Origin of the sequence: Amycolatopsis sp. NPDC051071 (assembly GCF_040682875.1) — a bacterium.
Taxonomy (GTDB): domain Bacteria; phylum Actinomycetota; class Actinomycetes; order Mycobacteriales; family Pseudonocardiaceae; genus Amycolatopsis.
Map to the genome: position 1 here is coordinate 1 of NZ_JBFBBY010000076.1, position 11,762 is coordinate 11,762.

The following is an 11,762-nucleotide window of genomic DNA, read 5'->3' on the forward strand; positions in this document are numbered from 1 at the left end:
ACCGGCGCCCCGTTGCTCGCCTGAGGTACAGGAAGGCCCCCTTCCTTGCGCCTAGGTACAGGAAGGGGGCCTTCACGTACCTAGGCAAGGAGACCCCTCAGCCGTCCGCACCCACCCAGTTGCCGTGGAAGCCGTTCGGCACCCGGTCCGGCAGGTGCACGGCACCGACGGTCTCCAGCGTCCCGGCGTCCAAAATGGTCAGGTCGCTTTTCTGGGTCGCGGCGTCGTAGACGAACCCCATCAGCACACCCTCGTCCTCATCGGCGTCCACGGAGGACGGGACGAAGACGAACTCCCCCACCTGGCTGCCGTCGCCGAATTCCCGCGAAGCGACCGACCGGTTCCACAGGTCGTGCTTGAGCAGTGAGCCCGAGGACGCCGATCCGTCCCTTGTGGACACCGAGTAGCCGAACCGGTGCCGTCGCCCGAGCAGCCGCTCGTCCACTCGCGGGAACTCCTGCCCCTTGTCGTCGAGGCGTTCCTCGATCACCTTGCCCACGGCCAGGTCGACCGTCCAGCGGTCCAGGGTCGGCGGTCCTTCGGCGGGCCCGCGCAGTTCGCTGTCGAACATCTTGGGGTGCCGGACGACGTCGAGCACGATGCTGTCACCGTCGTCGTAGGCGTTCATCGGGTGGAACACGTAGCACGGCTCGACCTCGAACCAGCGGACGTCGCCGTTTCCGCCTTCCCTCGGCATGACGCCGATCCGCGCCGGGTACTTCGGGTTCCAGCGGTACGGGAGGCCGGCGTTTCCGGTGACCCGCCGCCGCAGCCTCGCGCTGAGCGGATCCGGCACCTTCACCTTGCCCACCAGCGCGGACACCACCAGCTGGGCCGGGGTGCGCAGGAACGACGGGACGGACGCGGCAACGGCCTGCCGGGTCTCGAAGGTGACCGGGAGGTCGTAGAAGACGACGTACTTCTCGGTCAGGGAGAAGTCGTGCATCATCGGCGAGCCGGTGACCTCGATGTCGATCTTGCGCCGTGCCCGGCCGTTCGCGTCGATCACCGAGTACTGCACCTTGTTGCCCCAGCCGAAGAAATACGACACGGCATGCAGTTCGCCGGTCTCCGGATCGCGTTTGGGGTGTGCGGTGTAGCCGCCAGGCAGGGTGCCGTCGAAGTCGCAGGCGCCGACGGTGTCGAGTTCGTCGTTCAGTTCGAAGTTCGCGACGCCGCCTTCGATCAGCGCGAGGGTTTTGCCGGCATGGCCGATCACGTTCGTGTTGGCGCCCATGGAGGCGACCCCGGAGCCCGAGCCGCCCTCCCAGCGCTCGCCGAGTTCTTCCGACACCCTCGGGTTGCGGACCCAGCGGTTGCGGTACCACTCGGCGCGGCCGTCACGCAGCCGGACGCCGTGGACCATCCCGTCACCCATGAACCAGTGGTAGGTCGCCGGATCGACCTCGGACAGCGGATTCGGCCCGTTCCGCAGGTAGCGCCCGTCGAGGTACTCCGGGATACGCCCGGTGACGCGCAATTCGGTGATCGTGTGCTCACGGCTGACCGGGGCGAAGTTGCCCTCGAGGAACTTGTTGCCCATCACGGGCCCCCTAGCGATGGAGGGAATAACTTGGTTATGGATACATTTATAACAGGGTTATGAAATACTGGCAACCATGTCACCCAAACCCGCCGCCGCCGAGGTCAAGGCCAAGCTGATCGAGGCCGCGATCCGGCTGCTCGCGGACGGCGGCCCGGAGGCCCTGCAGGCCCGCAAGCTCGCCGCCGAGATCGGCGCGTCGACCATGGCCGTCTACACCCACTTCGGCGGGATGGGTGCACTGGTGGACGAGGTCGCCCGCGAGGGGTTCCGGCGGCTCTCGGCGAATCTGGGTGAGGTCGAGGAGACGGACGACCCGGCGGCCGACATCCTCACCCTGGCGCTGGCTTACCGGCGGACCGTGGTGGAGAACCCGCAGCTCTACGCGGTGACCTTCGGCCAGAGCGCACCCAACGGGCAGAAGGCCGCGCTGGGTGACATGACCAACGAAGAGACCCGCCAGAACCTCAGCGAAGAGGGCATCGTGGCCTTCGGCTACCTCGTCCGCGCCGCGGACCGGGTGATCAAGGCGGGCCGGTTCCGCCCGGCCCCGGAGTTCGCCGTCGCCGCCCAGCTCTGGAGCGCCGTGCACGGCTACATCACACTGGAGGTCGCCGGCTACTTCGGCGACGGCGAGAACGGCGTGGAGCAGATCCTGGTTCCACTGGCCACCACCCTCGGGGTGGGCCTCGGCGACACCCTTGAAGCCGCGGCGGAGTCCGTGCGGGTCTCGATCGAGGCATGGCGGGCGAAAGAAGGAAACATCGGTACCTGATCCGGCGATACCCCGGTCACAGGTCGGCGATACGTGCAACCTTTAGCCGCTGGCACACGTCTGACCTGGTAGAAGATCATCGGGGAACGGGGACGGGTGAACGAGGACGACCAGGGGAACGGAACGCTGCCGGGGGTGCGAGGGGCACGCCGCTGGCTGAGCCGTCGTTCCGTGCTGATCGCCGGCGCCTCCGGGCTCACTGTCGCGGGTCTCGCCGCCGGAACCGCCACCGGCGCCCTGCCGTTCAGCGAAGCCATGCAGCGCGCGCTCGGCGTCGCGTCGCCGACCCCGGCCACGCAACTGGGCAGCCCCCGGGTCGAACGCGTTTACTCCGAAGCCCGCGGCCGCGAAGTCGACCTCGTGCTGATGCTGCCGACCAAGGCCCCACCCAAGGGCCTGCCGATGTCGCTGATGCTGCACGGTCTCCACGGCACCGCGCGGCACGCGGCCCCCACCGGACTGCTCAAACAACTCGGCAGCGAGGTCGCCCGCAAGGCGGTGCCGGCGTTCGGCTTCGTCGCCGTCGACGGCGGCGACCACTACTGGCACGAGAACCAGCCGGGTGACAACCCGATGGCGATGCTGCTCGAAGAGGTCCCCCGCTGGCTGGCCGCACGTGGCCTCGGCGGCCGGGACGGGCTGCCGTTCGCCGCCACCGGACTGTCCATGGGCGGATTCGGCGCGCTGCTCTACACACGGCGTCGGCTCGAACGCCGTCGTCCGCCCTCGGCGGTCGCGGCACTCGCGCCCGCGCTGATCACGTCGTGGCCGGAGATGAGCAAACGCCACGCCTTCCGGGACGCCACTGACTGGGGCTCCCTCGACCCGCTGCGTCATATCGACGCGACCAAGAGCGTGCCGACAGCGATCTGGTGCGGCACCGAAGACCCGTTCATCGGCGGCGTGCGGAAGTTCATCGCCGAGGCGCGGCCGACGGTCGCGCACACCGCGCGCGGCAAACACGGCGACGCCTTCAACCGCACCGTCGTGCCCAGCCTGGTGGCCTTCCTCGGAAAGCACGTCCCGAAGAACGCCTGACGCGCTCAGACGCGGAAGAAGATCCTGGTGACCGTCACGCCCGGTCTTCGGTACTGCCGGACCAGGTCGGCGACCTGGTTCACCAGCACCAGACCGCGTCCGCCGATCTGCCCCGGCGACGCCGGACGGCGGCCGGCCAGCGGATCGCTCAGCGTGCCCTCGTCGATGACCTCGCAGAGCAGGTGGCCGTCCTCACGCCAGACGCGGATGACGCCGTAGCCCGAACCGTGCAGCACGCTGTTGGCGGACAGTTCCGCCACCGCGAGCACGAGATCCTCGACGCGGTCCGGGCCGAGCCCTCCCGCCTCGGCCCGCTCGTACGCGAACTGGCGGACCGCGGCCAGCCGGGAAAGGTCGAACCGGAACGCGTCGACCACCTCCGGCTCCGGGAGCGGCAGGTTGTACTTGTCGACGACGACGTCGGGGGCGTAGCCGGGGCTCGGGCGATCGCCGTCGGCGTCCGAGAGGACCGGATGGGTCCGTTCGGCGTCGGCAAGGACGTCGTCGTCGAGCCGGGTCCGGTCGTACGGGCACAGGATGCTGAGTTCGCGGCCGGTGAAGGCGGCGTTGATCAGCGCCTCATGCTGCGCGCACGCCGGGTACTCGATGGCCGAACGGCCCGCCCAGATCGGCTCGCCGATGATCCGGACCGGACCGGGCCGGTTGTCCGCGAACGCGAGGAGCACCCCCGGCAGGATGCGGCCCGGGTTGCGGCCTGCCTCCGTCATGTCGATGAACTCGACGTCGGCGGCCGAATCGCCGAGAGCCTTTTCGATGAGGGACAGATTGCGGCCGGGAACGGCCACCGCGACCGGCTCGTCCTGCTTAAGGCCTTCCAGAATGTACGGAACCGTACCGTCCAGATACTCAACGTCACCAGAGTAGAGCAAGCCCACATGTAAGAAGGGACCTGCGGTGACTGTCACTGACTCGTCTTACCCCGTCAGGATGAATCTGAAACCCGTCTAACGGAGGGAAACCGAAAAATTCTCCAGTCCGATCAGCCGAGCCAGCGGCCCGCCATCGAGATCAGCCAGAATCCGGCGAGTGTCGCAGCGGTGAACAACCCGGTCCAGGCGACGAGTGCACGGTTCGTTTCCTCGGCCCGGGTGGCCTTGATCCGCACGAGCGCGTACGCCGAAACGGCGAACAACGGCAGCGGGATCAGGGGCAGCGGCGACAGCCGGACGACGCCCGCCACCAGGCAGGTCACCACCAGCACGCCCAAGGCGATCGTCAGCGCGCGCGGAATCCACGGATGCCCGCGATAGGCGCCGATGACGATGCGTTCGGTGAGTTCTACGAGTCCCCTGACCTCGCGTGGACTCGCGGCTGCCAGCTCGGGAGCCTCGTTCTCGTCCTTGGTGGAAGTCAGCGGCACCATCGCATCCTATCTCGGTCGGCGGCACCGGCCGGGCGGGACCGGAGAAAACGGCGCCCCGGCCGGAAGGATCCCGGCCGGGGCGTCGATGACGACAGCGCGTTCGAAGAGACGCCGCCTAGGCGGACTTCTCACCGCGCTCGCTGCTGCGACGACGCGACGGCTGACGCGCCACGATCGTCGGGTTCACGTTCTCGCGGACGGTCTGCTCGGTGATGACGACCTTCGCGACGTCGTCGCGGCTGGGGATGTCGTACATGACCGGCTGCAGGACCTCTTCCATGATCGCGCGCAGGCCACGGGCGCCGGTGCCGCGGAGCACGGCCTGGTCGGCGATGGCCTCGAGCGCGGTGTCGGTGAACTCCAGCTCGACGTTGTCCATCTCGAAGAGCTTCTTGTACTGCTTCACCAACGCGTTGCGCGGCGTGGTCAGGATGCTGACCAGCGACTCCTTGTCCAGGTGGGTCACCGTCGCCACGACCGGGAGACGCCCGATGAACTCCGGGATCAACCCGAACTTGATCAGGTCCTCCGGCATGGTGTCGGTGAACACGTCGCTCTCGTCGATCTCGGCCTTCGTGCGGATCTCCGCACCGAAACCGAGGCCGCGTTTGCCGACCCGCTCGTTGATGATCTTTTCCAGCCCGGCGAACGCGCCTGCCACGATGAACAGCACGTTCGTCGTGTCGATCTGGATGAACTCCTGGTGCGGGTGCTTGCGGCCGCCCTGGGGCGGGACCGAAGCGGTGGTGCCCTCGAGGATCTTCAGCAGCGCCTGCTGCACGCCCTCGCCGGACACGTCGCGGGTGATCGACGGGTTCTCCGACTTCCGGGCGATCTTGTCGACCTCGTCGATGTAGATGATGCCCGTCTCGGCCCGCTTGACGTCGTAATCCGCCGCCTGGATCAGCTTGAGCAGGATGTTTTCGACGTCTTCGCCCACATACCCGGCCTCGGTGAGCGCCGTGGCGTCCGCGATGGCGAACGGGACGTTCAGCATCTTCGCCAGTGTCTGTGCCAGGTAGGTCTTGCCGCAGCCTGTCGGCCCGAGCATCAGGATGTTGGACTTCGCCAGTTCGACGGTCTCGTCCTTGGAATCCTTCGGCCCGGCCTTGTCGTCGGACTGCACGCGCTTGTAGTGGTTGTACACCGCCACCGCCAGCGTCCGCTTGGCGTCGTCCTGGCCGATGATGTACTGCTCGAGGAACTCGTGGATGTCGGCGGGTTTGGGCAGCTCGTCGAGCTTGACCTCACCGGCCTCCGCCAGTTCTTCCTCGATGATCTCGTTGCAGAGATCGATGCACTCATCGCAGATGTAGACCCCGGGGCCGGCAATGAGCTTCTTCACCTGCTTTTGGCTCTTGCCGCAGAAAGAGCATTTCAGCAGGTCGCCGCCGTCACCGATCCGTGCCATGGCCGTTGACCTCGTCCCCTCCGGCGCACTCGTTACGCCTGCACTGCGCGCCTGCGCTGGTACGCCTGCACTTGTTGCGCCTGACTGTCTTGCACCCCGGTCACGGATGACCTCTCGGAGCCTCACACACTGCCACTGACGGTACCCGCCCGATGCCGTCGGCGGGAGAACCAACGTCACATCTGAGCACGCCAGAAGCTGACCTTAGACCAGGGTTCCGGTGCGTGTCGTCTCCCGACACGCACCGGTCCGGCCGGGATCAGCTGTTCGAAGCCTTGCGGTACTCGAGGACCTCGTCGACGATCCCGTAGGTCTTGGCCTCGTCGGCCGTCAGGATCTTGTCGCGCTCGATGTCCTTCTTGACCTCGTCCGCGTCCTTGTTCGTGTGCTTCGCCAGGATGACCTCCATTTGGCGACGCACCCGCTGGATCTCGTTGGCCTGGATCTCCAGGTCCGACACCTGGCCGTAGGTGCCCTCGGTGGCGGGCTGGTGGATCAGCACCCGCGAGTTCGGCAGCGAGAACCGCTTGCCGGGGGTACCGGCGGCCAGCAGCACCGCGGCGGCCGAGGCGGCCTGGCCGATGCACATGGTCACGATGTCCGGGCGGACGTACTGCATGGTGTCGTAGATCGCCATCAGCGCGGTGAACGAGCCACCGGGCGAGTTGATGAGGATCGTGATGTCGCGGTCCGGGTCCTCGTGCTCGAGGTGCAGCAGCTGGACCATCACGTCGTTCGCGGACGCGTCGTCGATCTGCACGCCCAGCATGATCTGACGCTCTTCGTAGAGCTTGTTGTACGGGTTCGACTCCTTGACGCCGTAGCTCGTGCGCTCGACGTAGGAGGGCAGGACGTACCGCGACTGCGGCAGCTGGAGCCGAGACTGCGTCCCCGGTGCCTGCGCCTGCGACCCGATCGGAAGCTGGAAGTTGCTCATGGGAATTCTCCTGGTGTTCCGGCGCGGATCAGCTGTTGGGGAGCGGGTTCTCGCGCGTCAGGACCTGATCGACGAAGCCGTAGTCCTTCGCCTCCTGCGCGGTGAACCAGCGGTCGCGGTCGCCGTCCTTGACGATCTGCTCGACCGTCTGCCCGGTCTGCTCGGCCGTGATCTTGGCCAGCTCCTGCTTCCACTTGCCGAACACCTCGGCCTGGATCGCGATGTCGGAGGCCGTGCCGCCGACACCCGCTGAAGGCTGGTGCATGAGGATGCGCGCGTGCTGCAGCGCGTACCGCTTGCCGGGCGTGCCGGAGGAGAGCAGGAACTGCCCCATCGACGCGGCCAGGCCCATCGCGTAGGTCGCGACGTCCGGGCGGATGAGCTGCATGGTGTCGTAAATCGCGAAACCCGCGGTGACCGAGCCACCTGGCGAGTTGATGTAGAAGCGGATGTCCGATTCGGAGTCGTCTGCGTCGAGCAGCAACAACTGGGCGGTGATCCGGTTCGCGACCTCGTCGTTGACCTCGGAGCCGAGGACGACGATGCGTTCCTGGAGCAACCGCTCGAAGACCGAGTCGGTGAGGTTGAGCCCTGCGGTACCGGTCCGCGCCTCGGGCGTGTGCTGCGTCACGTCTGCCTGCCTTTTCGCCGACGGCGGCGTTGGCCGTGCCTCGGCCGCCGCTGTTGTTTCCAGATGCTGCGTGTCCAGATGCTGAAGATCTTGCAACCGACCCTAACGAACTTGGGCGGTGCAGAATGCCTGACACCGCCCAAGTTCGCTTACAGCTTTACGGTCCGGTTCGCGAGGACCGCGTATTCCCTACTCGGCCGCAGTCTTCGCGGTCTCCTCGGTGACCTGCGTCTCCTCGGCTGCGGGGCCGAAGAGCTCGTCGAGGTCGACCGCGGTGCCGGAGGCGTCGGTCACGGTGGTCTTGCGGACCACCGACGCCAGCGCCTTGCCGCGGCGGACGTCGGCGTAGATCGCGGTCAGCTGACCGGACTGCTGTGCCCGCTGGACGTACTCGTCCGGGCTGACGCCGAAGCGCTGCGCCTGGTAGATGATCCGCTCGGTGAGCTCGCCGTCGTTGACCGACGTCTGCTCGACGTCCGCGATGCTGTCCAGCAGCAGCTGGGTGCGGACCGCCTTCTCCGACTCCTCGCGGACCTCGGTGTCGAACTCTTCGACGGTCTTGCCCTCGGCCTCGAGCGCCTTGGCGAACTCCGCCTCGTCGTGGTCGAACGGGTGGATCGCGTCGTGCTTGCGGTTCTCGATCTCGGCCTCGAGGACCTTCTCCGGGATCGCGATCTCGGTACGCTCGAGGAGTTCCTCGAGGACCTTGTCACGGGCCTGGACGCCCTGCTGCATCTTCTTGACGCGGCCGAGGCGTTCGCGAAGGTCGCCCTTCAGCTCGTCGATCGTGTCGAACTCGCTCGCCATCTGGGCGAACTCGTCGTCCGCCTCGGGCAGCTCGCGCTGCTTGATGGTCTGCACGGTGACGGTGACCTCGGCGTCCTTGCCGGTGAACTCGCCGGCGACCAGCTTCGTGGTGAAGCTCTTGGTCTCGCCCGCGTTCGCGCCGATGATCGCCTCGTCGATGCCGTCCACGAGCTGGCCGGAGCCGATCTCGTAGGACAGGCCGCTGGTCGAAGCCTCCTCGACGGCCTCGCCGTCGACGGTGGCCGCGAGGTCGATCGACACGAAGTCGCCGTTCTCGGCCGCACGCTCGACACCGGTCAGGGTGCCGAAGCGGGCACGCAGCTCGTCGAGCTGCTCGTCGACCTCGGCGTCGGTGAGCTCGACGTCGTCGACACTGACCGCGAAGCCGTCGAGGTCGGGCAGCGAGATCTCCGGGCGCACGTCGACCTCGGCGGTGAACTCGAGCACCTCACGGTCCTCGAGCTTGGTCACCTCGAACTCGGGCTGGCCCAGCGTGCGGACCTCGCCCGCGCGCACGGCCTCCATGTACTTGGCCGGGATGACCTCGTTGACGACCTCGTCGAGCACCGGGGCCCGCCCGATCCGGCTTTCCAGCACGCGAGCCGGCGCCTTGCCCGGGCGGAAGCCGGGGATGCGCACCTGCTGGGCGATCTTGCGGTAGGCGCGGTCGAAGTTCGGCTTGAGCTCGTCGAACGGCACCTCGACATTGATCTTGACTCGCGTCGGGCTGAGCTGCTCGACGGTGCTCTTCAACGTATTCTCCTCGAGCGGTAAACGATGTGATTGAGCATCCGCTTGTCTTCGACGGCGGATGTGCCCTGGTCACCTTGCGGACCGGGGCCGTCCGAGTCTAGGCCCCGCGGATCGCCGGTCCGGGTCCGGGGCCTTCCCAGCACCTTCGTGCCGTGTCCTCGCCCTGATCACAGGTTTCAACCGCCGTCCGGCGAACAGGACACAGACCACCCGATCGGACCAGTTTTCGGTTCTTCTCTGTCACGAAGCGGGTCATCCCTGGACACGGATGCGTGCCACGCCTCACGATCGGGCGCCGCGACCGGGGGTTTCACCAGGTAGGTGAAGTTTACAAACCAGTGTTAGTTGTCTACGGTGTGACAGCTTGTCCCGGTAGCATCGACCAAGGGGACCGATCGATGACCGTCGCCGCTACCCGGTCCGAGGACACGGGGGATCTGGCCGAAAGACCGCCGAGCCGTGGTCTGCCCAATCCGAGGATCCCGCTTCCGGTGGTCTCGGTGCCGACCGTCCTGCTGTTCATCGGCGGGATCATGGTCTGGGCGGGCGCCACCGGGCTGGTGGTCAACGACGCGGGACCGCTGTGGGTGACCATCCCGCTGCACGCGCTCGTCACCTTCACCATGTTCACCGTGCTGCACGAGTCGACACATCACGCGGCCGGGCAGCTCACCTGGGTCAACGAACTGCTCGGCAGGCTCGCGATGCCGTTCGTGGCGAGCTACGGCTCCTTCCCCCTGGTGCGCTACATCCATCTGGAGCACCACCGCAACACCAACGAGGACGCGCATACCGATCCGGACGCGTGGACCGCGCACGGCCCAGGGTGGCAGCTTCCGCTGCGGTGGCTGACCATCGACTTCTGGTACGCCCGCTTCTATCTGGCACGGCAGCGCATCCGGCCGCGTGCGGAGCGGCTCGAGACCGCCGCCATGGTCACACTGAGCCTCGCCGCGTTCACCTGGCTGATCGCGACCGGCCACGGCTGGGAACTGCTGGTGGGCTACCTGATCCCGCAACGCCTCGGGCTGGCCGTGCTGGCCTGGTGGTTCGACTGGCTCCCGCATCACGACCTCGGCGAGCGGCGGCAGGACCGGTTCGGCGCCACCCGGGTCCGGGTCGGCCTGGAATGGCTGATGACGCCGATCATGCTGTGCCAGAACTACCATCTGGTGCACCATCTCCATCCGGCGATCCCGTTCTACCGTTACCTGCGCGCGTGGAACGACAACCGCGACGCCTACCTCGCCAGGGACGTCCCGATCGCGACCGCGTGGGGTCGCGGGCTGACGTCGTCGGAGTACCGCGAATGGCGTCAGCTGACCGGCTCGTTCGCCGAAGAGCCGCCACTCCCCCAGCCCCGCGAGCCGAGCCGGTTCCACTCGCTGCGGGTGTCCGAGGTCCGCCCGCTCTGCGAAGGCGCTGTCACCGTGACCTTCGACGTACCCGAGCGGCTGCGGGAGACCTTCCGGTTCACCCCCGGCCAGCACCTCGTCGTCCGCGCGGAGGTCGACAGGGAAGAGGTGCGGCGCGCGTACTCGATCTGCTCGACGCCGGACTCCGGGATCCTCCGGATCGCGATCAAGCACCAGCTCGGCGGCGCGTTCTCGACGTTCGCCAACACCGAACTGGCCGCCGGCGACGTCCTGGAAGTACTGCCTCCGGACGGCGCGTTCACGCTGCCACCGGAGAACGGCCGCTCCGGCCGGTACGTCGCGCTCGCCGCGGGCAGCGGGATCACGCCGATCCTGTCGATACTGACCTCGACGCTGCTGGCCGAACCCCACAGCAAGGCGACCTTGCTGTTCGTCAACACCTCCGGCGCCGGCACGATGTTCGCCGCCGAACTCGGCGCCCTCGCCGCCCGGCTGGCCGGGCGGCTGCACATCGTGCATTACCGGACCGACGAACGCGACCCGGATCTGCGCACCCAGCGGATCGGGAAACCGTTCGACACCGTCGGCGAGGCGCTGGCGATCTCGCACGAGCGCTACCAGCGCGGCCGCCTCGACGGCACCCGCCTGCGCGCACTCCTGCAGGCGCGGCTGCACCCGGCGAAGGTCGACGACTGGTTCCTGTGCGGGCCACGCGACCTGGTCGACATGGCCCGCCAGACGCTCGCCGACAAGGACGTCCCGGATGAGAACGTCCACTACGAACTGTTCCAAGGCGCGCTCCCCGTGCGGCCGTCGTGGCACCCCGGCCCGGTGCTGACGGTGACCGCCGGCGGGAAGACCGCCGAAATCCCCGCGACGGTGGGCGAAACCGTGCTCGGCGCCGCGCTGCGGCACGGCGTCGACGCGCCGTACGCGTGCGTCGGCGGCGCCTGCGGCACCTGCCGGGCGACGGTGGTGCGGGGCACCGCGCGGATGGACGTGCACTACGCGCTCGGGGACGAGGAGGTCGCCGCCGGGCGGATCCTGACCTGCCGGGCGGTGGCGACCACGCCTGAACTGACGGTGGACTACGACCGCTGAGGTCCC

Annotated in this window: 10 protein-coding genes; 3 read left to right on the forward strand and 7 right to left on the reverse strand. The window is 67.8% G+C overall.

Features of this window, described 5'->3' with window-relative positions:
* Nucleotides 1–97 precede the first annotated feature (97 nt).
* A complete protein-coding gene (locus tag AB0M65_RS23505) occupies nucleotides 98–1,543 on the reverse strand; it encodes a carotenoid oxygenase family protein (RefSeq protein WP_364031151.1) in 1,446 nt (481 codons plus the stop codon).
* A gap of 76 nt (nucleotides 1,544–1,619) precedes the next feature.
* On the opposite strand from AB0M65_RS23505, the gene AB0M65_RS23510 reads away from it, so the two are divergent.
* Nucleotides 1,620–2,318 carry a TetR/AcrR family transcriptional regulator gene (locus AB0M65_RS23510; protein WP_364031154.1) on the forward strand — a complete coding sequence of 233 codons (699 nt, stop codon included), beginning with the start codon at nucleotides 1,620–1,622 and terminating at the stop codon, nucleotides 2,316–2,318.
* A gap of 96 nt (nucleotides 2,319–2,414) precedes the next feature.
* Nucleotides 2,415–3,356 carry an alpha/beta hydrolase-fold protein gene (locus AB0M65_RS23515; RefSeq protein WP_364031157.1) on the forward strand — a complete coding sequence of 314 codons (942 nt, stop codon included), beginning with the start codon at nucleotides 2,415–2,417 and terminating at the stop codon, nucleotides 3,354–3,356.
* A 5-nt stretch (nucleotides 3,357–3,361) separates the two neighbouring features.
* Here AB0M65_RS23515 and AB0M65_RS23520 read toward each other — a convergent pair whose 3' ends face one another.
* From AB0M65_RS23520 to tig, 6 genes are all read right to left on the reverse strand, one after another.
* On the reverse strand, nucleotides 3,362–4,282 hold the full coding sequence (locus AB0M65_RS23520) for a sensor histidine kinase (protein WP_364031160.1): 921 nt from the start codon (nucleotides 4,280–4,282) through the stop codon (nucleotides 3,362–3,364).
* A gap of 74 nt (nucleotides 4,283–4,356) precedes the next feature.
* Nucleotides 4,357–4,740 carry a hypothetical protein gene (locus AB0M65_RS23525; protein WP_364031163.1) on the reverse strand — a complete coding sequence of 128 codons (384 nt, stop codon included), beginning with the start codon at nucleotides 4,738–4,740 and terminating at the stop codon, nucleotides 4,357–4,359.
* A 115-nt stretch (nucleotides 4,741–4,855) separates the two neighbouring features.
* A complete protein-coding gene (gene clpX, locus AB0M65_RS23530; protein WP_364031166.1) occupies nucleotides 4,856–6,151 on the reverse strand; it encodes an ATP-dependent Clp protease ATP-binding subunit ClpX in 1,296 nt (431 codons plus the stop codon).
* A 259-nt stretch (nucleotides 6,152–6,410) separates the two neighbouring features.
* On the reverse strand, nucleotides 6,411–7,088 hold the full coding sequence (locus tag AB0M65_RS23535; RefSeq protein ID WP_364031169.1) for an ATP-dependent Clp protease proteolytic subunit: 678 nt from the start codon (nucleotides 7,086–7,088) through the stop codon (nucleotides 6,411–6,413).
* A 28-nt stretch (nucleotides 7,089–7,116) separates the two neighbouring features.
* Nucleotides 7,117–7,719, reverse strand: a complete 603-nt coding sequence (locus AB0M65_RS23540; RefSeq protein WP_076166113.1) for an ATP-dependent Clp protease proteolytic subunit — start codon at nucleotides 7,717–7,719, stop codon at nucleotides 7,117–7,119.
* 189 nt (nucleotides 7,720–7,908) lie between these two features.
* Nucleotides 7,909–9,279, reverse strand: a complete 1,371-nt coding sequence (gene tig / locus AB0M65_RS23545) for a trigger factor (protein WP_364031173.1) — start codon at nucleotides 9,277–9,279, stop codon at nucleotides 7,909–7,911.
* Between the two features lie 398 nt (nucleotides 9,280–9,677).
* Here tig and AB0M65_RS23550 point away from each other — a divergent pair, with 398 nt between their 5' ends.
* A complete protein-coding gene (locus tag AB0M65_RS23550) occupies nucleotides 9,678–11,756 on the forward strand; it encodes a fatty acid desaturase (protein ID WP_364031176.1) in 2,079 nt (692 codons plus the stop codon).
* The last annotated feature ends 6 nt before the right edge of the window (nucleotides 11,757–11,762 follow it).